20 protein-coding genes, 4 pseudogenes and 1 riboswitch are annotated in these 24,036 nt (G+C 35.4%); of the genes and pseudogenes, 20 read left to right on the top strand and 4 right to left on the bottom strand.

Going from position 1 to position 24,036, the window contains the following annotated elements; all coding sequences use genetic code 11:
- The first annotated feature begins 140 nt into the window (after nt 1-140).
- On the top strand, nt 141-428 hold the full coding sequence (locus tag MHI02_RS14975) for a hypothetical protein (protein ID WP_047184809.1): 288 nt from the start codon (nt 141-143) through the stop codon (nt 426-428).
- A 47-nt stretch (nt 429-475) separates the two neighbouring features.
- On the opposite strand, the gene MHI02_RS14970 is transcribed toward MHI02_RS14975, so the two are convergent.
- On the bottom strand, nt 476-1,333 hold the full coding sequence (locus MHI02_RS14970; RefSeq protein WP_047184808.1) for a CvfB family protein: 858 nt from the start codon (nt 1,331-1,333) through the stop codon (nt 476-478).
- A gap of 508 nt (nt 1,334-1,841) precedes the next feature.
- Between MHI02_RS14970 and MHI02_RS14965 the strand changes: the two genes are divergently transcribed.
- Nucleotides 1,842-2,744, top strand: a complete 903-nt coding sequence (locus MHI02_RS14965) for an AEC family transporter (protein WP_240473191.1) — start codon at nt 1,842-1,844, stop codon at nt 2,742-2,744.
- Between the two features lie 90 nt (nt 2,745-2,834).
- Entirely contained in the window at nt 2,835-3,626 is a 792-nt protein-coding gene (locus tag MHI02_RS14960; RefSeq protein WP_047184806.1) for an SDR family oxidoreductase, read from the top strand.
- Between the two features lie 55 nt (nt 3,627-3,681).
- Here MHI02_RS14960 and ytaF read toward each other — a convergent pair whose 3' ends face one another.
- On the bottom strand, nt 3,682-4,308 hold the full coding sequence (gene ytaF, locus MHI02_RS14955; RefSeq protein ID WP_047184805.1) for a sporulation membrane protein YtaF: 627 nt from the start codon (nt 4,306-4,308) through the stop codon (nt 3,682-3,684).
- A 174-nt stretch (nt 4,309-4,482) separates the two neighbouring features.
- On the opposite strand from ytaF, the pseudogene MHI02_RS14950 reads away from it, so the two are divergent.
- The 6 genes and pseudogenes from MHI02_RS14950 to MHI02_RS14935 form a co-directional block, all read left to right on the top strand.
- Nucleotides 4,483-5,583 (top strand): annotated as a pseudogene (locus MHI02_RS14950) (DNA topoisomerase); the annotation flags it as partial.
- Between the two features lie 705 nt (nt 5,584-6,288).
- Nucleotides 6,289-6,888: a reverse transcriptase domain-containing protein gene (locus MHI02_RS18590; RefSeq protein WP_445668984.1), complete on the top strand. Its 600-nt coding sequence runs from the start codon at nt 6,289-6,291 to the stop codon at nt 6,886-6,888.
- A 153-nt stretch (nt 6,889-7,041) separates the two neighbouring features.
- Nucleotides 7,042-7,707 (top strand): hypothetical protein, encoded by a 666-nt coding sequence (locus tag MHI02_RS18585; protein ID WP_338115002.1) that lies wholly within the window; start codon nt 7,042-7,044, stop codon nt 7,705-7,707.
- Nucleotides 7,704-7,964, top strand: a complete 261-nt coding sequence (locus MHI02_RS18580; RefSeq protein ID WP_312030822.1) for an HNH endonuclease signature motif containing protein — start codon at nt 7,704-7,706, stop codon at nt 7,962-7,964. The genes MHI02_RS18585 and MHI02_RS18580 overlap by 4 nt, the downstream gene beginning before the upstream one ends.
- A gap of 103 nt (nt 7,965-8,067) precedes the next feature.
- Nucleotides 8,068-9,138 (top strand): annotated as a pseudogene (locus MHI02_RS14940) (DNA topoisomerase); the annotation flags it as partial.
- 160 nt (nt 9,139-9,298) lie between these two features.
- Nucleotides 9,299-9,538 carry an indolepyruvate ferredoxin oxidoreductase subunit alpha gene (locus MHI02_RS14935; protein WP_060667583.1) on the top strand — a complete coding sequence of 80 codons (240 nt, stop codon included), beginning with the start codon at nt 9,299-9,301 and terminating at the stop codon, nt 9,536-9,538.
- A gap of 122 nt (nt 9,539-9,660) precedes the next feature.
- Here MHI02_RS14935 and MHI02_RS14930 read toward each other — a convergent pair.
- A pseudogene (locus MHI02_RS14930) lies at nt 9,661-11,742 on the bottom strand (thioredoxin domain-containing protein).
- A 112-nt stretch (nt 11,743-11,854) separates the two neighbouring features.
- On the opposite strand from MHI02_RS14930, the gene MHI02_RS14925 reads away from it, so the two are divergent.
- The 7 genes and pseudogenes from MHI02_RS14925 (at nt 11,855) to MHI02_RS14895 (ending at nt 17,014) form a co-directional block, all read left to right on the top strand.
- A complete protein-coding gene (locus MHI02_RS14925) occupies nt 11,855-12,088 on the top strand; it encodes a hypothetical protein (RefSeq protein ID WP_047184801.1) in 234 nt (77 codons plus the stop codon).
- Nucleotides 12,089-12,157: 69 nt separating this feature from the next.
- Nucleotides 12,158-12,451 carry a hypothetical protein gene (locus MHI02_RS14920; RefSeq protein ID WP_257455263.1) on the top strand — a complete coding sequence of 98 codons (294 nt, stop codon included), beginning with the start codon at nt 12,158-12,160 and terminating at the stop codon, nt 12,449-12,451.
- The gene (locus tag MHI02_RS14915) at nt 12,445-12,687 is read left to right on the top strand and encodes a hypothetical protein (RefSeq protein ID WP_047184799.1); all 243 of its coding nucleotides are present in this window, start codon (nt 12,445-12,447) and stop codon (nt 12,685-12,687) included. The genes MHI02_RS14920 and MHI02_RS14915 overlap by 7 nt, the downstream gene beginning before the upstream one ends.
- A gap of 27 nt (nt 12,688-12,714) precedes the next feature.
- Nucleotides 12,715-13,023, top strand: coding sequence for a hypothetical protein (locus MHI02_RS14910; protein ID WP_047184798.1), 309 nt, complete (start codon nt 12,715-12,717; stop codon nt 13,021-13,023).
- A pseudogene (locus MHI02_RS14905) lies at nt 12,948-13,781 on the top strand (VWA domain-containing protein). The gene MHI02_RS14910 and the pseudogene MHI02_RS14905 overlap by 76 nt, the downstream one beginning before the upstream one ends.
- Nucleotides 13,782-13,881: 100 nt before the next feature.
- On the top strand, nt 13,882-14,232 hold the full coding sequence (locus MHI02_RS14900) for a hypothetical protein (RefSeq protein ID WP_047184795.1): 351 nt from the start codon (nt 13,882-13,884) through the stop codon (nt 14,230-14,232).
- Between the two features lie 718 nt (nt 14,233-14,950).
- Nucleotides 14,951-17,014 (top strand): cation:proton antiporter, encoded by a 2,064-nt coding sequence (locus tag MHI02_RS14895; protein WP_341166016.1) that lies wholly within the window; start codon nt 14,951-14,953, stop codon nt 17,012-17,014.
- A gap of 157 nt (nt 17,015-17,171) precedes the next feature.
- Here the strand turns inward: MHI02_RS14895 and MHI02_RS14890 are convergent, their stop codons facing one another.
- Entirely contained in the window at nt 17,172-17,603 is a 432-nt protein-coding gene (locus MHI02_RS14890; RefSeq protein ID WP_341166015.1) for a ferritin-like domain-containing protein, read from the bottom strand.
- Between the two features lie 327 nt (nt 17,604-17,930).
- On the opposite strand from MHI02_RS14890, the gene ilvD reads away from it, so the two are divergent.
- The 4 genes from ilvD (at nt 17,931) to MHI02_RS14870 (ending at nt 23,730) form a co-directional block, all read left to right on the top strand.
- Nucleotides 17,931-19,610 carry a dihydroxy-acid dehydratase gene (gene ilvD, locus MHI02_RS14885; protein WP_412758739.1) on the top strand — a complete coding sequence of 560 codons (1,680 nt, stop codon included), beginning with the start codon at nt 17,931-17,933 and terminating at the stop codon, nt 19,608-19,610.
- 305 nt (nt 19,611-19,915) lie between these two features.
- Nucleotides 19,916-21,205: a hemolysin family protein gene (locus MHI02_RS14880; RefSeq protein ID WP_240473213.1), complete on the top strand. Its 1,290-nt coding sequence runs from the start codon at nt 19,916-19,918 to the stop codon at nt 21,203-21,205.
- Nucleotides 21,206-21,349: 144 nt separating this feature from the next.
- A riboswitch (purine riboswitch) is annotated at nt 21,350-21,451 on the top strand.
- A gap of 143 nt (nt 21,452-21,594) precedes the next feature.
- Nucleotides 21,595-22,890 carry an NCS2 family permease gene (locus MHI02_RS14875; protein ID WP_047184791.1) on the top strand — a complete coding sequence of 432 codons (1,296 nt, stop codon included), beginning with the start codon at nt 21,595-21,597 and terminating at the stop codon, nt 22,888-22,890.
- A 90-nt stretch (nt 22,891-22,980) separates the two neighbouring features.
- A complete protein-coding gene (locus MHI02_RS14870; RefSeq protein WP_047184790.1) occupies nt 22,981-23,730 on the top strand; it encodes an acyl-[acyl-carrier-protein] thioesterase in 750 nt (249 codons plus the stop codon).
- The last annotated feature ends 306 nt before the right edge of the window (nt 23,731-24,036 follow it).

Genomic DNA, 24,036 nt, shown 5'->3' with positions numbered 1-24,036 from the left:
TTATCTATTATTATAAATGTTAGATCTTTTAACATTCAAGGAAAGATCATTCAAATGGACTAAAAAGGATAAACAATTGACTTTGTAAGCGTTCGAATGTAGACTAAGTTATAGGATTATTTTATAGTGGGGTGAAGAGGATGGTTGCATCAGTTTTAACATTTGGTGGTATCCTAGCATTTGTCGCATTTGTGATTAGTTTATTTTTAGTAAAAGCATCAAAAGAAAAGAACATAGGATATTATCCTGGAATACTTATTGCTGCAATCGGATTATTATGTTTGTTCGCATCTCCTTTAGCGCATGCTCAAGTTATGGGCGCGCCATTAGGTGGAATTGGAATTGCATGTATGTTCGCAGCTGCAGTTACCCTAATCCTTATTTCTGTTATTGATGCTTATCAACAACCAAATACGAAAAATGCGTAAAACAAAAAAACGATAGAACCTTAACGGAAGGGACTATCGTTTTTAGTTTATTTTATTAAATACGACTTTCCATCTCGTTGTTCCACTTTTCCCTCTTTCATTAACTTTCCAAGTGCACGTTTAAATGCTGCTTTACTAATTTGGAAAGTCCCTCGAATATCCTCTGGATCACTCTTATCTCCAAAAGGAATCATCCCACCATTTTCTTCAAGATGTTGAAGAATTGTTTCTGCATCCTCAATCATTCCGTGTTTTTTAAACGGTCGTAAGGAAACATTTAACGTACCATCTCCTTTTACCTCAATCACTCGACCAGTTACCAACTCACCTAGTCGGGGTTCTGATTTTCGTTCTGTATGATGAATAAATCCCCGATAATATTCTTCGGTAATGATAGCAGAACCTTCTTTACTCGTATGATAAACTCTCCCGCTCACCTGTTTATTTAACAAATCTTCCTTAGCTGTTTCAAATTCACGGTACAGAATACCTTCCGTTGCTGGAATAGCTAATAATTTTCCTTTTTTATCAACACCTAACGTAACAAATAATTTATCACCTGGTTTTGGCCATACCTTCGTATACAATGGTAAATCATCACTAGAAACTAAAAAGTCTTTTGTAACACCAATATCTACAAAGACACCAAGCCGAGGAATACTTTCAACGACCTCTACCCAGCCGTATTCATCCATTTGGACTTTTGGAAAACTAGTTGTTGCTGTTATATTTCCTTTTTTATCCATATAAAGAAAAACATCAATATCTTGCCCTTCTTCATGTTCCTTGTCTGTTTCATTCACATGCAATAGAGCTTGTTCACCATCTTTTTCTAAGACATAACCTGTATCAATTTTGCGTAACACCGTCATGGTTTGTACGGTGCCAAGTTTTAATCTATTCATATTTATAACCTACTTTCTGTATGTATATCTCAATCTATTTGGAAAAGGGGGTACCCTATTATAAGAGTACCCCCTTTGATTAAAAGTAACACATAAGTTTTTTTATTTTTAATTCCGATTCTTTTAGGAAAATTCAGCATGATTCATTAATTAACCGCGGTACATTATCTACACCGTTATAGCTAAGCTATCCTTCTGCCTATATAACAGGGGCTTTTGCTAATTTATTTTATGTTCTCTAACTTAACAACGTAAGCCCTACCTGCTCTTACGTCCTTGCGTCCCCTTAGACGCGCCAGTGTGAATAAGCATCTTCAAAAACATTGTAGAATGCCAGAACACTTAGTTGTTACTCTTGTGCAACTTATTAACTATACATTTATTTCACTTTAATGTCAAATTTTAAAGATAAGAGGGATACAAGATTTTGTTTCTATCAAAATCATGTAATTATGATAAACTATTATTTAGTTTATCATTATAAAAGAATTAGTCTAGTAAGATGGAGATGAAAGTATTGTCCTTATTTTTTAATGTTATTTTACCAATTATGCTTGTATTTTTATCCGGATTTATTTTACAAAGGCTTCGGGTTTTAGACGTTAAATCAGTTTCTGCTGTAACCATCTATATTCTATCACCCGCGTTGGTTTTTATTTCTTTATATGATGCAGAATTTAACAGTGCTTATGTCATGATTTTTGTTTATATGATTGTTTTATTTTATCTTATGGTTTTTCTTAATAAAATACTTGCCAAAATTTTCAAATGGTCCAAAAATGTAGAGAGTGCATCGATTTTATCTACAGGTTTCATGAATTCTGGGAACTATGGGTTACCAGTTGTTTTATTTAGTTTAGGGCAAACGGCTCTACCATACGCGGTTTTTATTATGGTTGTACAAGGATTACAAAATAACTTCTTCGGGGTTTACTATGCTTCACGTAGTTCAAGTGGAATCAAAAGAGCTTTGATAAATGTGTTTAAAATGCCAACAACCTATGCGATGATTTTAGCTTTTATTTTTCAGTTTTTCCAGATTCCAATAACTGATTCCATTCATTCCACTTTATCAATGGTTGGTGACGCATCGATTCCTGTTATGATGATCGTACTCGGAATGCAACTAGGATCGATTATGGGAATTAAATTGGATTGGCAGGTTATTACTTCTAGTGTTCTATTAAAAATGATCGTTGCACCTTTATTTGCAGCTGGATTTGTTTATTTCCTAGATATTAATCCATTGATTGGAGCAATCCTTATTATTATTTCTGCAATGCCTCCTGCAGCAACGACAACGATGTATGCGATTGAATTTGATACGGAACCTGAGTTAGTATCTAGTATAACGTTTATTTCTACCGTTACTAGTATTTTAACCATCACGATTTTGTTAAATATTATGTAATGAAATGAAGAATGAATTCAAATAGTAGGAGTATTGGAACAGGCTTGTTTATAATGGGGATAGGATAAATTTAAACAAGGGGTGAAGGAAATGGATCTAGGGTTAAAAGGAAAATCTGTCATTGTTACTGCGGCAAGTAAAGGTTTGGGAAAAGCTTCAGCACTTGAGTTTGCAAAAGAGGGAGCACACGTATTAATCAGTAGTCGAAGCAAAGATGAATTAAAGTCAACAGTAGAAGAAATAAAACGGGAAACCGGAAATGACCACGTGGCTTATATTGTTTGTGATATGAAAAAGGCAGATGATATTGAGCGCCTAGTGGAAAAGGCCATATCTTGGAATGGTACAGTCGATGTGTTAGTCAATAATGCTGGGGGACCACCAGCTGGGAAATTTTTAGATATGACAGATGAAGAGTGGTACCATGCGTTTGAATTGAACTTACTTAGTTTTGTTCGCACAATTCGAAAGGTAGTTCCATATATGCAGAAACAAAAACGCGGAGCAATTGTTAGTATAGCTTCTTCATCAATGTTTCAAAGTTTAGATAATCTTGTCCTATCCAACACGATGAGACCAGGGGTTGTTGGACTTTCGAAAACATTAGCCCGCGAACTTGCGGAGGACAATATTCTAATTAATACAGTTGGCCCTGGGATCATTCAGACGGATCGAATTAACGATTTATATCAATTTACTGCGGAACAACAAGGTGTGTCCATTGATCAAGTTATAGAAGAAGAAGTAAAAACAATTCCAATGGGGCGTTTGGGAAAACCGGAAGAATTTGCAAAAGCGATTATATTTTTAGGATCAGGAGCAAATACGTATATAACTGGGCAAACTTTAGTTGTGGATGGTGGATCGGTAAGGGCGTTATAATATAAGACAGGTTTCTTATTCGGGAAGAAATAGGAAACCTGTCTTTACGTTTATCTTAAATTAGGTTTAGTACACCTAATCCAATCAATATAGCCGGAGCAAGAAAAGAAAGTTTTTGTAACTTCTCATGTTTAGCTAAAAATATCCCAATTTTCATACCAGAAAATAAGAAAATTCCACTCATCGTTGCGATTAATAAGGCAGTTACCCAAGGAATATAACCTAATAAAGATGCGCCAATCCCTGCGCCAAAAGCATCTAGAGCAAGTGCAAAACCAAGTATGAGAGCTTCTCCAATAGAGATATTTCCGGATTTATCCAAATCGGCCTTATCAGGAGTTGCAAATACAGTTGTTATATCCTTCAATTTACTACTTGAATGATTCACTTCCATTTTTTTCCCTTTGTTTAAATTTGACCGGATGATATTAATCAAAGAAAACAATCCTAAAGAGATTAATATAACTCCACCAATCGATTGTGCGATATCAACGGAAATAAATTTTTCGAGAAAATTACCGATTGTCATGGAGGCCAACAATACAGTACCAGAACACAACATAATGATGAGTATAGCCCATATTGGTACTTTAATTTTTTGCATTCCATAAGTTATTCCCACACCGAGCCCATCGATGCTTACTGCTATAACTAATAAGAACAATCCTGTATAATATAGCATTCATAACTCATTCCTTTACAACATTACTAACATATTGTATGGATGGAAAAGATCAGGTGTGCTTCATTAATTGGGCAAATATAACATTTTTCGATGTCAGACAAGTTCTGCAAGTTTTTCATGAATGTGATAAAGTAAAATATAATGTTTTTTGGAGAAAGGAAAAATAAATTTATGAGTAAAACAGTTGTACTAGCAGAAAAACCATCTGTTGGTCGAGATATAGCGAGAGTATTAAATTGTCATAAAAAAGGGAACGGATTTATAGAAGGATCTAAATATATTGTGACGTGGGCATTAGGACATTTGGTGACATTAGCGGATCCGGAAGCCTATGATGATAAATATAAATCGTGGAAACTGGATGACTTACCAATGCTTCCGAATCATCTGAAGCTAGTAGTCATGAAAAAAACTGGTAAACAATTCAATGCGGTAAAAACACAATTAAATAGAAAAGATGTTTCAGAAATTGTTATTGCTACAGATGCAGGGAGAGAAGGAGAACTTGTTGCACGCTGGATTTTGGAAAAAGCACGTGTCAATAAACCAGTGAAGCGCTTATGGATTTCATCAGTAACAGATAAGGCGATACGAAATGGATTTAAACACTTAAAACCAGGTAAACAATACGAAAATTTATATGCTTCAGCTGTAGCTCGGTCAGAAGCGGATTGGTATGTAGGGTTAAATGCTACAAGAGCATTAACAACTAAATTTAATGCTCAGCTTTCTAGTGGCCGAGTTCAAACACCAACATTAGAAATGGTTGCCCAACGTGAGAAAGAGATTAAAGAATTCCAGCCTCGGAAATTTTATGGAATTGAAGCGAAAACGAATAAAGGTTTCAAATTTATTTGGCAAGATGATAAAAAGAATCAACGCATGTTTTCTAAAGAAAAAGCCGACAGACTACTAGAAAAATTGAAAAGCCAGTCCGCAAAAGTGGTTCAAATTAATCAAACTTCTAAGAAAAAATTTGCACCCCAATTATATGATTTAACAGAATTACAACGAGATGCAAACCGTATCTTTAACTTTTCAGGGAAACAAACGTTATCCATCATGCAAAAACTGTATGAACAACACAAAGTTTTAACATATCCACGAACAGATTCTCGTGTTATTTCAACGGATATTGTTCCAACCTTGAAGGATCGCTTAAAAGCTTGTGGAGTGGATCAATACGCCAAAATGGCAGGAAAACTATTGCAAAAGGATTTTAAACTTCCGAAATCTGTAGTAGATAATGCAAAGGTATCTGATCACCATGCTAGTGCGACACGTTAACCTGAAATTCTGATAGAAATATCAGTTGGGATGGTTTAGTAGAAAACTGAAGAATCCTTGAGGGGAATGAAAGCCGTCATGCTGTGCTGAAACCCTCACACTAATACTCCCCTAAGCAGGGAAGCAGACTATGGTGGAACTGTTTAAAGCGGGGTGAAGTCGGCGAAAGTGAACAGGAATTAAGAACTGTCACTTAGAGTAGTCGGGTGGTTGTAATATATGGTGAGAATGTGTTTATACACTGACGAACCTCTGAATGTACGAGTCTATAGGTGGTTACGGTATCTGTGATGATAACGTAGTACCAATTTGGTACGTTAGCGGAGTTGAGTAAGAATTGGCGTTATGAAAGACTCTATACCGAGCGGATGACGGTATTAAGCTAACAGGCTCAAAGGAGGCACCTAAGTATTGCGTTAACGGGAATCTTTGGAACGTGGGAAGCCAAGAACTGTATCTGTCATGACAGAAACTCATAGTCGAGGACAGTTGTAGACGAAAAGCCAGATGATATAATAAGCTACTTAATCTTGGTGAAAGTAGTGCCACAGTACCGATGAAGCAGTGATAATAAGCTGTAGAGGGATAGGCACAAGTCAAGTAAGGACAAGTTGATTGATTCAAACTATGACTCTGTTTTTCGGGTAAGACAGGGAAAGCAACATCCTTGAAAGGAGTTGTCCCAACAGAGTGGCGAACAAATACAGGTATAATGATTACTATGAGATGACACAAGTCTTTGACGACTTGTATCAAAAATCGAAAAACAACTTTTCGTTTCGTAATCTGATGAACACCATCACCAGTGAAAATAATATTCGATTGGCATTTAGAATGATAAAAACTAACACTGGAAGTCAAACAGCGGGTGTTGACAACATTACAATTAAAGACATTAAAGACAAGGATTTGGACTCTTATATTAAAATGGTTCAAGCAAATCTAAGTAACTACAAGCCTGATACTGTTAAAAGAGTCTATATTCCAAAAGCAGATGGTAAGAAAAGACCATTAGGGATACCGACAATGGTGGACAGATTGGTACAACAGAGTATTCGACAAGTCCTTGAGCCAATATGTGAGGCAAAATTTCATCCGCATAGCTATGGTTTCCGACCAAATAGGAGTACCAAACATGCAATATCTCGTATGATGTCCTTAATCAATATCGGAAAAATGTACTATACAGTGGATATTGATATAAAAGGATTCTTCGATAATGTAAATCATACAAAGTTGGTTAAACAAATGTATGCATTAGGTATTCGAGATAGGAAACTATTAGCATAATCAAAGCGATGCTAAAAGCCCCCATACAAGGAGAAGGAATACCAAATAAAGGAACTCCACAGAGAGGCATTTTATCCCCTCTACTATCAAACATTGTCCTTAATGAACTTGATTGGTGGATTTCATCCCAATGGGACCGCTGTAAAAGAGTGGTTGAATATCAGATTAAAGTTAGAAATAAGTGAAGAGAAATCAAAAATTATTAATCTGCGTAAAAATTACTCAGATTTCTTAGGAGTCAAAATAAAAGCCGTCAAAAAGGGAAAAACCTTCGGAGGATATGTAGCACAATCTCACATTTCAGACAAAGCAATTAAACGAATGAGCGATGAAATCCGAAGTCAGGTTGAGCTAATTGCTAAACAACCTGAATCCTCACATGTGACTAAGCTGAATAGCATGATTTTAGGTTGGCATGAGTATTATAGCTGTGCTACCTATGCTAATATTGACTTCTCTAAATTAGCTTTCTCTTTGGATAAGTTTATGCTCCACAAACTAAGAAATGTAGCGAACTATGGAACACCTAAACGTAGCGAATTATCACCTTTGTATAAAAAGTTCTATGGAAATTCTAAAGCGAAAACGTGGAAGATTCACAAGGTTTTCATCTATCCAATCGACCATGTTCAACACAAACCAGTTATGAATTTCAGCCAAGACATATGTGATTACACCCAAGAGGGGCGAAACAAATCCTCTAAGAAATTGGAAAACAGCACTAATAATAACATCATTCAACTCATGAAAAATTATAATCCATATGAAACGGCTGAATACAACGACAATAGAATTTCAAGAGCTTCCATGACAAAATGAAATGTGAAGTAACAAAAATAGATCTTGCTATAGACACGCTACATTGTCATCACGTCATACCAAGAGAACTTGGGGGAACAGATGGCTACCAAAATCTTAGAATTGTTCATAAAGATGTCCATAAACTTATTCATGCTACTAAACCCGAAACAATAGAAAAGTACAGCAATCTCATTGAAGATAAAAAAGCTCTTAACAAGCTAAATAAACTTCGAACTCAATGTAATCTTGAACCAATCAATCTTGTAACTACTTGATGGAACGCCGTATGAGAGGAAACTTTCACGTACGGTGTGGAGGAGGGGAAAATGAGTACACTTAACGGATAATGCCGAAGTAGAAAGTTACCTATTCCTATTTATTCCAACAGAAGAGCAAGTGGTATTAGAAGATCTTAATGACAAAGAAAGAAAAATTTATGATTTAGTTGTAAAACGCTTCTTAGCTGTTTTATCGGATCCACATGAATATGAACAGACTACTGTTTTTGCAGAAATAAATGGAGAAACATTTGTTGCAAAAGGGAAAGTAGTTAAAAAGCAAGGTTGGAAAGAAGTGTATGACAATCGTTTTGATGATGAAGAATTTTCGGATGATCAGAGATTACCGGTGATTCAAAAAGGAGAAGTTTTTACTACTGTCGTTCTTAAACAAACAGAGGGGGAAACAAAACCTCCAGAGCGTTTTACAGAAGGTGCCTTATTACAAGCGATGGAAAACCCAGCTAAATACATGAACACGAAAGAAAAAGATTTAGTAAAAACAATCAATCAAGCTGGTGGAATTGGAACGGTTGCAACACGTGCAGATATTATTGAAAAACTTTTTAACAGTATGTATATGGAATTAAAAGGAAAACATATTTTCATTACATCGAAAGGTCGTCAGCTATTGGATCTTGTACCAGATGATTTACGGTCTCCAGTACTTACCGCAGAGTGGGAGCAAAAACTTCAAGCCATTGCGGAAGGTAAGTTAAAAAAGGAGAAGTTTATCTCTGAGATAAAAGGGTATACGAAACAAATTGTTACAGAAATAAAAAGCAGTGACGAGACTTTCAAGCATGATAACATGACAGGAACGAAATGTCCGAAATGCGGAAAGCTTATGCTTGAGGTGAAAAATAAACATGGAAGAATGTTAGTTTGTCAAGATCGTTCTTGTGGCCATAAGAAAAATATTGCGAAACAAACCAATGCAAGATGCCCGAACTGTCATAAACGAATGGAACTTCGTGGGGAAGGCGATGGTCAATTATTCGTTTGTAAATGTGGTCATCGAGAAAAGGTATCAACATTTAATAAACGAAGAAGTCAAGAGAAGCAGCATAAAGTGTCTAAAAAAGATATTAATAAATACATGAAAGATCAAGATGATGGATTTAAAAATAATGCACTTGCTGAAGCCTTAGCAGCGAAATTTAAAAAATAGTATTACTCTAGTCCTCTATTTAGTATAATAGGGGACTTTTTGCATCTAAATCTAAGTTTATGATAAATGTATAAGACGTAAGCCAAATAGTTTACATCTAATCTAGAAAGCATTATCATTTAGTATAATATAAGTTTTGACATGAAGGAGGTAGACATAAATGGCATTTGTTATATTAGATCCTTGTAGGGGAGAAAAGGCTGGCGAATGTGTTAGTGTATGCCCTGTTGATTGTATAGAGGAAGGTCCAGACCAATTTTACATAGATCCAGATATTTGTATTGACTGTGGTGCTTGCAAGGCGGTTTGTCCTGTTTCAGCAATAGAAGAAGAATACGATTTAACACCGGATCAAGAAACGTTTTTAGAAAAGGCAGAAGAATTTTTTGCCAATAGATAAAAAATATATATCCCCGTTACATTTCTAATAGGAGTGTAACGGGGATTTTTATATGGGGGCCGATTTATCTTTTTGGCGATTGGATTTCGCTTTTATGTAAAAAAGTAACGCTATTGAAAACGTTACTTTTTCTTAATTGCTTTTAACGCATTTTCTATATTGGTAGTTGGTTGTCTACAAGCGAAGTTCTCGCAAATATAAACGGTTGTTTCATCATCTATTTGCTTGTACGCTGTAGCAAATGGTGCAACTTCCGAAAAATTCTCAGGTGCTTCACCGAAAAGGAAGACAACATTTGGTAAAAATTCTGTTTGAACTTCTTTTAGTAAATGAATTCCTTTATCGTTGTCCTTTTTACCTAGTATGACAACTTCTTTTGTTTTGTATTCCATCAGTTGTAGGCTTTGGAGAAAGAAAGGACTTGCGGAAGCCATTCTATTTACATCATTGAAAAAGGTAAAATACATTTCCTCTACTTTATCAAGATATGAAGTGTTCCCAGATAAATAACCTAGTCGTGTAAGCATTACTGCTGCAACACTATTTCCCGATGGAATCGCACCATCGTAAATTTCCTTATCTTTTGCAATTAGTTGCTCACTATCTTTTCCGCTAAAATAAAAGCCGCCATGTTCTTCATCCCAAAATAATTCTAGCATTTGTTCCGAAAGAAAATGTGCATGTTTTAAATGTTTTTTAGAAAAGGTTGTTTCATATAGCTCGATATATGCCCATAAAAGAAAGGCATAATCATCGATATACGCATTATATTTTGCTTCGCCTTCTCTATACCTTGCCATTAAGCGATTCTTAACAAATAGATTTTCCTCAACAAATTCCATCGCATTTTCTGCCATTTTCTTATATTCTTGATTGGAAAAAACCCGACTGGCTTTTGCTAATGCAGCAATCATCAAACCATTCCATGCAGTCAGAATCTTATCATCAACATGTGGATAGACACGTTGCTCCCGTTTTTCCAATAGTTTTGTTCTAGCTTTTTCCAATTGCTTCAATAAAGCATCTAATGGTAAGTTAATTTCCCTTGCAACGTATTCCAAATCTTGATCAATGAGATTCGGGATATTTTTTCCTTCAAAATTCCCTTCTGGTGTTAAATCATACACATCTACATAAAGCCCACCTAAATCATGACCCAGAATATCAAAAATCTCTTCATAATCCCAGACATAATATTTACCTTCGACACCTTCCGAATCCGCATCAATTGCTGAATAAAAAGCACCTTCATTACTCGTCATTTCTCGCTTAATAAAAGTAATAATTTGTTCTGAGATTTGTCGGTAGAATGGGTTCTTCGTTATTTGGTAACATTCAGTGAAAACCATTAATAACAATGCATTATCATAAAGCATTTTCTCAAAATGTGGAACGAGCCATTCTTCATCTGTCGAGTATCGGGCAAACCCATATCCAATATGATCCCATATTCCTCCCGCAGCCATATCCTTTAAGGTTTTTTCCACCATCTTAAGGGCAGCAGTATTTCCAGTGAAATAGTAATGACGTAATAGAAAAAGAAGATTTTGAGGCATCGGAAACTTTGGTGCCTCCCCAAATCCTCCATACGTAAAATCATAACCTTTGGCAAGTTGTTTATATGCTTTATCTAATGTTTCTTTTGTAAGCCGACGATCACTTTTAGGAGTGATGGAGCGGGTTAATGCATTGGTAACACTTTGAGTAACACTTGCAATATGATTCGGGTCTTCCACGTATTTCCGATGTAATTGTGTCAAAGCCTCGATTAATCCTGGTCGACCGTATTTACTTGTTTTTGGAAAATATGTCCCAGCATAAAAAGGGACTTTATCTGGGGTCATAAAAATAGTTAATGGCCAACCACCGTGTCCTGTCATCATTTGGCAAACTTTCATATAGATGGAATCGACATCAGGGCGCTCTTCACGGTCCACTTTAATGGATACGTATTTTTCGTTTAGTATTTTTGCTACTTCTTCATCTTCAAATGATTCATGGGCCATCACGTGGCACCAATGACATGTGCGTTAGATTACCAACTAGCTATACCCAATAGATAAAAAGATGGGTTTACCTTCTTGTTTCGCTTTATCGAATGCTTCTTCTTTCCACGCATACCAATCAACGGGGTTATAAGCGTGTTGTAATAGATACGGCGATTTTTCAGCGATCAATCTATTGGGTTTTCTGTTAGTTGTCATAGGGCATCACCTGCCTTTCTTTAAGGAACTGTTACGGATAATTTACCACAATCAGCAAGTTATATACAAAAAATCCACTTACTGTAATAGGTGGATAAAGACTATACGGTTATTGGAAACAATTACACCTAAAAAACTGTTAGGTGATTTGTCAAAGAGAAATAAGGCATCTGAACAAGATTTGAAAATTGTTAGGGAAGTAATGATTTCACAAAGTTTACCATCTCCAGTAATGAATGTGTTAATTCACTATGTCTTGTTACAAACTACTATTAAACTGTTCCATAAAGGGTTGTTGAAAATTTTGGGAAGAAATAAATCGTATATAGGCACTATTGAAAAATAGACAAATCACTGAAAAAGGGAAAAAGAATTGGATTTTTTTTAGGAAGAAAAGAACGAATTTTTACGTCAAATGTGGAATGATTTCGTAGTTACTTTAGGGAATCCAGTTGTTGAAAAAGATTTAAAAGCAGAGTATCTACACAACCATTTAAAGGATGATAATGGAAAGGTGTATCAAAAAGTGGTAGAAGAAACGTTGAATAATAGAAAACTTATACCGATTTTAGAACCTTTTTTAGACAAATATTATCAGAATAAATTTTTTCCTATTTTCTCTTTGTATCGGAAAGCAAGAAAAGGGAAGTTTGGAGAAATGATTGAGCGAATTCTTCTGAAGCACGGAAATGAGGGGAAAGTATGTTAGAAAAATTGATTACATCGTTTGTTGCTTATCTTAGACAAAACAATATTTCCGTTCCTACCTCTGCTATAGCAGATATTCTAAAAAGTTTACCCTACTATAATGTAACGATTAAAGAAGAATTTCAAATGGTTATTCGTCAACTGCTGATTAAGGATAGGGAACTTTTTGATCACTTTGATGCGTGTTTTAATGAATTTTTTTACATGCAATTTTACGATAAGGTATATGAAATATAAAAAGAAAGAAAAGAAAACGAAGCCCGTATGGAAATGAGTGAACTAGAAGAAAAGCAAATCAAAAAAGAAAGGAAATCGAAAACAGAAAACAAGCAGCAAATAGGAAAAGGCTGGTTACTATCAAGGCTAGGAAAGGCAGATGGAGAAATAGAGAAACTCTTTTTAAAAGAAGTTGAAAAAAGATTGAGTGAAGACTTTCAAAATCATATAAATATAATGAAAGGCCTAAAACCTGGCGATATCAACGAGTTTGCAGTATTATGTGGGAAGCGGTTTTATCAGACCAACCATCTATTGTGTTCGATGCTATCAATCAAGCTAGGAAAAATTTACTAAACATAAGAAATGAAGTAAACAAAGTGAAAAGGCGACAAGAAGAGGTACTTTCAAATGTTGAAAAAACAGAATATCGTGGTATGAGAAAAATGGTCCAAACTGAAATTGATCAATTAAAAGAAAGGCTAATTTCTTCTTTAAATAAGAGGCAAATATCACTATTAAAAGAAAGCTTGGAGCGTTCATCAACTTCATTACTAACAAAGTTCTCAAACCTAATGAAAATAGCCAAAAATGAAAATGAAATCGACATGCAACGGACCATTTCTAATAGCTTACAAACGTTTGGGGTACCTATGGAACTCGTGTTTCGAACAGCGAAGAAAAAGAAAACCAAAATCGATATTATTCAAGATGTATCGGGATCCGTTATTAAAAGTGCGGAGTTTTTATCCCTATTTGTCTTTCTTATTCATAAACAATTCCCCGGGTAAGTCCGGACTTTTGCTTTTGTCGGTAAATTGGATGAAACCACACATTTCTTTGAAACAGAGGATATAGTAAAGGTAGTGAAAGATTCGCTTATGAAAGCAAATATTGATTATAGGGGTTACTCTAATTATGATAAAGCTTTAAAAATGTATGAAGAAAACTATATGGAAAAGATTGATGATGAAACTATTATTTTTGTTTTAGGTGATGCAAGGAATAACCGGAATGATGCACGGATGAAAACATTTCTTAATCTATCCGACAGAGCAAAACATGTATTTTGGTTGAATCCTGAAGAAAAGCGAAAATTTGATAATAAATCTTGAATAGATCCTCTAGGATAATTTTTTATCCATTTTTCAATGCGAATCACTTATGTTAGAAAACTTATAGTGAATTTTACGGTAATAGAAAGGAATGAAAAGAATGAGAGAAATAACAGATAATTTAATTAAAATATTAGAGGGTTTATATGCAAGTGAAAAGCGGGTTGGCGAAATTGTATGCATTTTACAGGAAAGTCGTATAACAGGACAAGGTCTTCTAAATAAATCTATAAACGAAATAGAATATACAATCATTAAGTATTTGGGTGGAAGTAGAAAAAATCTTTATTTTTTCAGGGAACTTCTTGAAAAAGATCCATTTCATAATTTAGAACAAGGGAATATTACCAAGGAGGAATTTTTGAAGCAAATTAAAAGGGGCATTGAATTAGATCTGACGCCCGAAGCTTATCTAAAGGGTTATTGTTCCGCAGAAGATATTATAAAATAATTTCACAGTTAATAACAAACATGACACCAATAACAGGCTCCTAATTAGACACTGAATTTATAGGCCATTGAATGTATCAATGAGTGAATGGTTTCCAAAGAAGTGGATACTAAAACATCGATTACAAGTTTCGGTATGATAAATAAGCCTCAAGAGGTTGGGACAAAAATGTTTTATCAAAAGGGAAATCCGAACTTTAAATAAGTTATGGAGTAGATAAACCGCTACGGAAATATACTTCGCTTTCCGCGGGCGGCTGGTGAGCCTCCTCGTGCTCGTCGTGTTGCAAGTAATTCAGTGTTGCGGCACTCCTCGCAGAAAAGATTGCTAACGCACTGCGGGGTCTCACCCAGGCCTTTTTTCCCGCAGGAGTCTACGTATATTTCCTCCGCTAATTCTGTGGGATTGTTCGTCTTTTGAGTTAAACATATCGTTATGTCCCAACCTCTTTGAAAATCATATGAATGTTACTTTCCCACAATTCACCAAATTAATTTCAAATAAGGGGTAAAGAAATTATTTAACCGCTTTTATGCATTTGCAATGAGAGTGGTTTTTTATTGTCTTTTATAGCCAAATCTAATACTCCACAAAAATTATTTAAATAGATTTTAGACTAGTATTTTAAAATGAAATATAGTACATTATTAATTTATAATAAAGAAATAACCAAAATACAAATTATAAAATTAACATATAAAGAAAGTGAGGAATGCATATGACCCTCCCACTACAGCAACCAGTTCTCATATTTGGATTGGCTGTTTTAATTTTTTTGTTTTTCCCTGTATTAATGGGGAAACTTAGGATTCCTGCCATTATTGGACCAATTGTGGCAGGGATTATCGTTGGACCGCATGGATTAGGAATTTTAGCGCGCGATTCGACGATTGAGTTACTTGGAACGGTCGGATTATTGTTTATTATGTTTATAGCAGGACTAGAACTTGATTTTGATGGTTTTAAAAAGTACAGGAATCGCAGTATTTTCTTTGGATTACTTTCCTTTGGGATTCCTTTTATACTTGGAATAATAGTAGGTTTATTACTTGGTCTTAATACACTTTCGGCTATACTATTTGGTACCATTCTATCGTCCCATACACTGTTAGGTTTTCCTGCAGTAAGCCGTCTTGGTGTCACAAAAAACAAAGCTGTAACGACAGTACTTGGTGGTACATTAATAACAGATACATTGGCAATGCTTGTGCTTGCTGTTGTAACAGGAGCATCCGAAGGCAATTTAACATTTGGGTTCTGGGTGTATTTGATTATTGCAATGACACTTTTTGCTGCGGGTATTCTAATTATCACCCCCTACTTGACAAAGTGGTTTTTTAAACGTTCAAATAATGAGGGAACATTAGAATTTAACTTTGTTATGGCAGTTTTATTCGTAGCTGGGGCAATATCCTTATTTGTAGGCTTGGAACCAATCATCGGTGCGTTTTTGGCCGGTCTAGCTCTAAATCGGTACATTTACGATCATGGTCCATTAATGAATAGAATCACATTTACAGCGAATGCATTGTTTATTCCGTTTTTCTTATTATCCGTGGGAATGATGATGGATCTTAGTGCTCTTGTATCCAGTCCCGACGCGTTACTAGTAACAGTATTAATCTTAATTACAGGAATCATCGGTAAAATACTTGCAAGCTGGATTACGAGTAAAGCTTACGGTTATTCTAAAGTGGAAAATAGGGTAATGTTTGGACTTTCTATTTCACAAGCTGCGGCAACATTGGCAGCGACACTTGTAGGTTTTAGACTCGGGTTGATTGACCAGCAAATAGTCAATGCTGTCATTATAATCATCTTGGTATCTTGTATTATGGGTCCATATTTTTCGGAAAAGTATGCTAGAAAACTAGCTCTTTCTGAAGATAAAGCCGTACTAGATGAAACACTTCCTGAACGTATCTTAATCCCACTGGCGAATCCAAATACAATGGAATCTCTAATGGATTTAGGATTTGTTTTAAAAAGGGCGATAAATACAAATGAACCTATCTACCCATTAACAATTGTTCAAAAGGATTTGAAACAGGCAAGCAATGAAGTAGCGCAAGCGGAAAGAATGCTTGGTCGTTCTATCATGTATGCTTCAGGCGCAGAAGTATCTGTTAAACTGTTGACACGAGTAGACCATAATATTGGCTGGGGTATAGAACGCGCTGCAACGGAAGAACGTATCACAGCAATTGTTGTGGGCTGGGATGGAGTAAATGAAGGAGGTCAAAAGGTTTTCGGGAAAGTTATTGATAATTTCCTTGAGCATACGTATCAACGTGCGCTCATAACAAATATCAAGCAACCGTTGAATACGATGGAACGTGTAATTCTTATTTTACCAAATAATGTCGCCTTTAAACCAGGATTTGAAGATTCTATATCCATTATTAAGGGTATTGCTTCTCAGCTTAGTACAACAATTAAAGGACTTGTCATTCGTGATAACTTAGAGATATACGAAAAAGTTTCACAACAAGTACACCCTAATATTAAAGTCGAGTTCCAATCAGTTGAGGGGTGGGAGTCCCTCTATGAACACGATTTGAAGGATGTTAAATCAACAGACCTTGTGATTTTATTAAGTGCTAGAAGAGGGACTGTGGCATGGCACCCAGAATTAGAAACTTCACCTAGCAAACTAGCTACTTTGAATCGTGGTAACTTAATCGTGTTCTATCCAACAGAAATGAAGGAAACGGATATTCGTGGATCACGTGGTTCGGAAATTCCGAAAGAGTTACTTTTTAAAAGCGATTATGAGGCCTAATAAAATAAAAATATAGTAATTATTATTTGAAAAGAAGGATATCAAGGTGTATAAGACATCTTTATCCTTCTTTTTTAGTTTTTGATGATTTACTTACTAAATGCAGGCGGTTTTTCTTAAAATCTTTTTTATCTGTTTCTATTAGTGGTTTCTATTATCATTGAATGAGATTGTTTAATTGGTTAATATGTTCTCTGTCCTCATTTAAATTTTCTTCTACAATTTTCCTACTTTCTAAATCGATGTCGCCCCTCACAATTTCTTCCACCATTTTCATTCCTTTTTCTTGTCCATCAATAGCATCTTTTATAATTTCATCTACTGTATTAGGAAAACCTTTTAGGTTCATCATTCCCTCTTTTATGGAAAGCATTACCCCATTATCCTCAACAGCCTTACCACCAAGGTTCTGTATTCTTTCAGCGATTTTTGTAGCGTGTTTCTTATGCTCTTGTTGAATACGTTGTAGTTCTTTTTTTATAGCTGGATCAGACACTTGCTGGATGTAATGTTCATATGAGTGAATTCCCATAAACTCTCCCTTTAAGCATGCGTTTAATTCCTTAATTGCAACATCTTCATTATTCAATATCTTAACCTCCATTATGATACATAGTAAAAAGACAAGCCGTAAACATCAATATTAATATGATTTGTAAAAGTGCATTTCATTATACAGAATAATGAGACCTTAATTTATGTTTCTCTATACCTTCATTTGGAGTTTTTTCTTACATTAAACGAATGTGAATAAGCCATTGTGGGAGTGTAAACATGATTCTATATTATTCGACAATTTCTCGAATTCTATTGAAAAAATTGAAATTTTACCCCTACCCTTATTACGCCAAAAGTGTTAAAATAGGAAAAAGTTTAAAAACTTTAATTAATAGAAGTTTTAGAAAGGGGGATTATAGTGGCAGAATTACGCAGTGACATGATTAAAAAAGGTGTCGATCGAGCACCCCATCGAAGCCTGCTTCATGCTGCAGGGGTAAAAGAGGAAGACTTCGGTAAACCATTTATTTTAGTTGTTAATTCCTATATAGATATTGTTCCGGGACATGTACACTTACAAGAATTTGGAAAAATTGTAAAAGAAGCAATTCGAGAAGCTGGTGGAGTCCCATTTGAAATGAATACCATTGGTGTTGATGATGGGATTGCAATGGGCCATATTGGGATGAGATATTCCCTACCAAGTCGTGAAATCATTGCCGATTCAGTTGAAACTGTAGCAAATGCACACTGGTTTGATGGAATGGTATGTATTCCGAACTGTGACAAAATTACTCCGGGAATGTTAATGGCTTCCTTACGTGTTAATATCCCTTCAATCTTTGTTAGTGGAGGACCGATGAAAGCTGGAACGGATAGCGCAGGAAATCCTCTATCCTTAACCTCTGTTTTTGAAGGGGTTGGAGCCTATCAATCTGGTAAAATTGATGCAGCTAAATTATTAGAAATAGAACAAAATGCTTGTCCTACTTGTGGTTCTTGCTCAGGAATGTTTACTGCAAACTCTATGAACTGTTTAGCAGAAGGAATAGGACTAGCTCTTCCAGGAAATGGTACTATCTTAGCTGTTTCTGAAGAACGTAAAGAGTTTGTTAAGAAATCGGCGAAACAATTAATGGAATTAATTAAAAAAGATATTAAACCACGTGACATCGTTACAAAAGATGCTATTGATAATGCGTTTGCATTAGATATGGCGATGGGTGGTTCAACCAATACAGTATTACATACGCTGGCTCTAGCACATGAGGCAGATGTTGATTATCCACTTGAGAGAATTAATGAAGTTGCTAACCGTGTTCCACATCTTGCTAAACTTGCTCCAGCATCTGACCATCATATTGAAGATCTGCATCGGGCGGGTGGTATTAGTGCAATTATTAATGAACTACTTAAAAAGCCAGGTGCATTTAATGGGGACTGTCTAAGTGTTTCAACTAAGACCATTCGTGAAACAGTACAAGGCGCAGAAATTATGGATACAGATGTTATTCATACACTGGAAAATCCGTATTCAGAGCGTGGCGGACTTGCGGTATTATTTGGGAACCTAGCCCCAAATGGATCTATTATCAAAGTTGGTGCGGTAGATCCTAAGGTTGGCGGCTACCATAGAGGTCCAGCTATTTGCTTCGATTCACAGGAAGAAGCGATGGAAAAAATTGAGTCCGGGGAAGTGAAAGAAGGACATGTTGTCGTTATTCGCTACGAAGGACCTAAAGGTGGACCGGGAATGCCTGAAATGCTTGCTCCTACATCACAAATCGTAGGTCGTGGTCTAGGTGCTAAGGTTGGTCTAATTACAGACGGGCGATTCTCAGGTGCATCACGGGGTATTTCTATCGGTCATATCTCTCCAGAAGCGGCTGAAGGGGGACCAATTGCCTTTGTTGAAGATGGCGATATGATCGAACTTGATCTAAATAAACGCACAATTACATTAGAAATTTCCGATGAACAATTTGAAGAACGTAAGGCGAACTGGAAAGGGTTCGAACCTAAAGTGAAAAAAGGCTGGCTTGGTCGCTATTCCGCTCTGGTAACTTCAGCTAATACGGGTGGAGTTATGAAAATATAATAAATATACAATCAAAGCATTGCCTAGAGTGATTAAACTCTGGACAATGCTTTTTTACGTTAATTAAAGAAAGTTAGGTGAAGTTTATGGGCGTAGAATGTAGACAATTACACCTCAAATAAATATAATATAACTAATAAGGTAGGTGATTCATATGGGAAGGTAAATCAGTTTAATTGTTTCAACTGTGATTCATTAACATTTGTTTTACCTTATGTTTTGAATCACAATCGATTATGCCAGATATTAAAAATGGAATATCACGGAGGTGAAAATCCTTGTATCTTGTGATGCAAGGATACTAATTGGACGATATTGTTAACTTGTTTTTGGTTGCTATATTGATATTGCTAACAGCATTCTTTGTAGCAACCGAATTCGCTATTGTGAAAGTACGAACGACTAGAATTAATCAGTTGGTAGCTAAGGGAAATAAAAGTGCGGTTTATGCAAAGAAATTAATTGATAATCTGGACGATTATTTATCAGCCTGTCAGTTAGGTATTACGGTAACAGCACTTGGGTTAGGTTGGCTAGGTGAACCAACCGTTACACGCTTATTAAAACCGGTATTTAATGGGCTAAGTATTAATGGAACAGTCGCTACTTTCATATCTTTTCTAATTTCTTTTCTTCTTGTTACATTTTTACACGTCGTTATCGGGGAATTAGCTCCAAAGACTATCGCCATACAAAAGGCGGAATCTGTAACATTGTTATTTGCAAGACCTCTTATTCTTTTTCATAAAATAATGTATCCGTTTATTTGGTTATTAAACGGATCGGCAAGGTTGCTTGTTCAACTTTTAGGGTTTAAACCGGTAAAAGAACACGATGTAGCACATTCGGAAGAAGAGGTTCGAATGATTGTGACGGATAGTTATAAAAATGGGGAAATCAATTTATCTGAAATGACCTATGTAAATAATATATTTGACTTCGATGAAACGCTTGTAAGAGAGATTATGGTACCACGAAATGAAGTGGTTTGCTTTTACAAGGAAGACAATTTAACAGATAACATTGATATTATTCTAGAATCCCAATACACTAGATATCCAGTGGCAGACGGAGAAAAGGATAGTATCATTGGTCTTGTTAATATAAAAGAAGTTTTTACAAGTCATTTAGAAGGTAATCGATCCGTATCAATAGAGAATTTAATTCGCCCCATCATTCATGTACCTGAGGTAACTCCTATTAGACAACTTCTTTCAAAAATGCAAAAAGAACGGATTCATATGGCTATTGTACATGATGAATACGGAGGTACGTCGGGAATTGTAACGGTAGAAGATATATTAGAAGAAATCGTAGGAGATATCCGTGACGAGTTTGATAAGGATGAATTACCAGAGATTGAAGAAGTAAATGAAAAAATAAAAGTAGTTTCTGGTAAATTAAAATTGGTAGATTTGAACAAACTACTGGGCATCAATCTTCCAAATGAAGAAGTAGAAACAATTGGAGGATGGGTGTTTTCAAAAAATATGGAAGCTACAGTAGGTAGTTCTATCGTACACGATGGATATAAATTTATCATTGATGAAATGGATAAATATAAGGTTAAAAGGATAAAAATCGTAACAAGTTAGTTGAAAAAGCAAACTCTTTTGTGAGTTTGCTTTTTTTGGGTATAAAGTCAATGAACCTCATTAGAAATAAGGATTCAAATGAAATTTTAATGAGCTTTCCCAATTGACGTAATGGCATAATCTTGTTATCATTTCATCTGTTATATAAAATAATAGTTATCGCCTTGTATAAGTTCAAGAATATGGCTTGAACGTTTCTACCAGCTACCTTTAAATAGCCTGTCTACAAGGAGTGAAAATATGTATATTTTTTCATTTCTAGATAAAACTTTGGCATGCTGTGGTCAAAGTTTTTTTGCTTTTTAATAATGTCATAAAAAGCAATGGCTGTGGAAAGTTAAATGTATGAGCTATTCAAGGTCAATTCACCAGAATAGGAGATCGTCATCATGAAAAACTTCTTTCAGTTTACAGAAAGAAAAACTTCTTATAAACAGGAAACACTAGCAGGAATAACGACCTTTCTCTCAGTCGCTTATATTTTAGTGGTAAATCCGCTCATTTTAAGTCAAGCAGGAATGGATAGGGGAGCTGTATTTACTGCAACTGCTCTAACTGCTATTATTGGAACCTTACTGATCGGATTGCTTGCCAACTATCCGATTGCCATTGCACCGAGTATGGGATTGAATTCCTTTTTTACATTTTCCGTTTGTATTGGGATGGGAATAGAGTGGCCAGTAGCTTTAACTGGTGTATTTATAGCAGGTATTATTTTTATGATTTTAAGTTTATTGAAAATCCGGGAAAAAATTATTAATGCGATTCCTGAAGATTTAAAACATGCCATAGCTGCAGGAATTGGATTTTTCATCGCGTTTATCGGATTGAAAAATTCTGGAATAATTGTAGGAAATCCAGATACCTTTGTTACAATAGGAAATTTAACTACCCCCACGACTGCACTTGCTGTTGCAGGTCTTGTATTAACTATCGTGATGATGGTTCGAAATGTCAATGGGGCGATTTTTTATGGGATGGTTATCACTACAATCATTGGCATCATTTTTGGTTTAGTAAAGATGCCGACTTCCATTATTGGATCCATCCCTAGTCTTGAGCCAACATTCGGTGTAGTGTTTGAAAATTTACATGAAGTTTTTACACCGGACGTGTTAGCAGTTATTTTTACTTTTTTATTTGTGGCATTTTTTGACACAGCAGGAGCATTAATTGCCTTAACTAGCCAAGCGGGGATAATGAAAAATAACGAAATCCCTCGAATCGGGAGTGCATTGTTAGCTGATTCTTCTGCAGGAGCGGTCGGAGCAATTTTAGGAACTTCTACACCGGCAACAAGTGTGGAATCATCGGCCGGGATTGCGGTTGGTGGAAGAACAGGGTTTACATCGGTAATCATTGCACTATGCTTTGCAATTGCTTTATTCTTTTCTCCAATACTGTCTGTCATTACAACAGAGGTAACGGCTCCTGCGCTAATCATTGTCGGGGCATTAATGGCAATGGGAATTAAGAATATTAATTGGAGCAACTTAGAAGTCGTTATCCCATCCTTTATGACGATTATTATGATGCCTCTTACTTCAAGTGTTGCGATGGGACTAGCATTTGGTTTTGTACTTTATCCATTGGCGTTAATTGCTCAAAAACGTTCCAAAGAGATTCACCCGATTATGTACGTACTGAGTTTGTTATTTATTTTATATTTTATTTTTGTTGCTTGACTAAAGACACTCCTAAGGGGTGTCTTTATTAATTGGAATTGCATTTTGTGATAGAATTAAACTTACAATTTAGTATAAGGAGTACTTAGAATGTCTGAATCATTATTTACGAGTAAATATCATATTGATCTACGCGATGTTGATTTTAAAAAAGAGCTGAAATGGAGTGCGTTATTTAGTTATTTTCAAGAAATTGCAAGTCTAGCCGCATCAGACTTAGGACTTGGAATTGATACGTTACAAAAAGGGAATGGTCTTGCTTGGGTTTTAACGAAAATTCGTGTGGACGTAGATCGCTTACCTAGCTGGGGAGAAGAAATAATAATAGAAACGTGGCCATTAGAACCCGGAAAATTAAACTTTGATCGTGATTACATTGTACGGGATCAAGACGGGAAAAGTATTATAAGGGCTATTTCGTCTTGGGTGATAATAGATTTGAAGGAAAGGAAATTAAAAAGGTCAAAATCTATTCCATTCTCATTTCCAACTCCTAAAGTAGATAGGGCAATGAAGGATACTTTTAGCAAATTAAAACATAATGAGCAAGTGGAAACCGTCTATACAAAAACAATAGGTTATAGTGATGTTGATTTTAATGGACATTTGAATAATTCTAAATACATTGATTACATTATGGACTGTTTTGATATAAATGATCATAAAAAATACGATGTAATGTCAATTGAAGTGAATTTTATCCATGAAGCACTGCCTGGTGAAAGTATTTTATTAAAGAAAGATGTTACATTACATGATAATCAGGTTTATGTGGAAGGTATCAACGAGAAAAATAATCGAATTGTGTTTAAAGCGAAGTTAAAAGTTGTTAAACCATAATTTAAGTGATATTAAGGGGTTGTACAATAAATGACGTTGGTGGGAAAAACTCACCTACGTCATTTTTGTGTTTATAAATAGAAAACAAGTGAGATTCCCTGTAGAATTAAAGTCGCTGAAAACCATTCCTAGGAGGGAACTCACTTGTCTATATCAAATGATATTAGAAATATGTTAGATATTCAAGATAAAAATATTTATAGTATGTGTCAAGTTTTTCTCGGTGTGTCTTTCACACCAATATTTCCGGCACTCTATTTTTGTACACTTTTTCGGCTACCGCGCGACCCTTGTCGCTTGCTGTCC

It is taken from the genome of Oceanobacillus sp. FSL K6-0118 (genome assembly GCF_038006665.1).
Lineage (GTDB): Bacteria > Bacillota > Bacilli > Bacillales > Amphibacillaceae > Oceanobacillus > Oceanobacillus caeni.
The sequence above is the reverse complement of the archived record's forward strand: the minus strand, read 5'-3'. Positions and strand labels throughout refer to the sequence as shown.

What these genes read in the sequence shown, in the direction of transcription:
- MHI02_RS14920 (WP_257455263.1), top strand. Translation starts at nt 12,158, where the DNA reads ATGTGGAATGATTTCGTAGTTACTTTAGGGAATCCAGTTGTTGAAAAA.
- MHI02_RS14960 (WP_047184806.1), top strand. Translation starts at nt 2,835, where the DNA reads ATGGATCTAGGGTTAAAAGGAAAATCTGTCATTGTTACTGCGGCAAGT.
- MHI02_RS14895 (WP_341166016.1), top strand. Translation starts at nt 14,951, where the DNA reads ATGACCCTCCCACTACAGCAACCAGTTCTCATATTTGGATTGGCTGTT.
- MHI02_RS14900 (WP_047184795.1), top strand. Translation starts at nt 13,882, where the DNA reads ATGAGAGAAATAACAGATAATTTAATTAAAATATTAGAGGGTTTATAT.
- MHI02_RS14935 (WP_060667583.1), top strand. Translation starts at nt 9,299, where the DNA reads ATGGCATTTGTTATATTAGATCCTTGTAGGGGAGAAAAGGCTGGCGAA.
- MHI02_RS14975 (WP_047184809.1), top strand. Translation starts at nt 141, where the DNA reads ATGGTTGCATCAGTTTTAACATTTGGTGGTATCCTAGCATTTGTCGCA.
- ytaF (WP_047184805.1), bottom strand. Translation starts at nt 4,308, where the DNA reads ATGCTATATTATACAGGATTGTTCTTATTAGTTATAGCAGTAAGCATC.
- MHI02_RS14915 (WP_047184799.1), top strand. Translation starts at nt 12,445, where the DNA reads ATGTTAGAAAAATTGATTACATCGTTTGTTGCTTATCTTAGACAAAAC.
- MHI02_RS14875 (WP_047184791.1), top strand. Translation starts at nt 21,595, where the DNA reads ATGAAAAACTTCTTTCAGTTTACAGAAAGAAAAACTTCTTATAAACAG.
- MHI02_RS14910 (WP_047184798.1), top strand. Translation starts at nt 12,715, where the DNA reads ATGGAAATGAGTGAACTAGAAGAAAAGCAAATCAAAAAAGAAAGGAAA.
- MHI02_RS18580 (WP_312030822.1), top strand. Translation starts at nt 7,704, where the DNA reads ATGAAATGTGAAGTAACAAAAATAGATCTTGCTATAGACACGCTACAT.
- MHI02_RS14970 (WP_047184808.1), bottom strand. Translation starts at nt 1,333, where the DNA reads ATGAATAGATTAAAACTTGGCACCGTACAAACCATGACGGTGTTACGC.
- MHI02_RS14870 (WP_047184790.1), top strand. Translation starts at nt 22,981, where the DNA reads ATGTCTGAATCATTATTTACGAGTAAATATCATATTGATCTACGCGAT.
- MHI02_RS14965 (WP_240473191.1), top strand. Translation starts at nt 1,842, where the DNA reads ATGAAAGTATTGTCCTTATTTTTTAATGTTATTTTACCAATTATGCTT.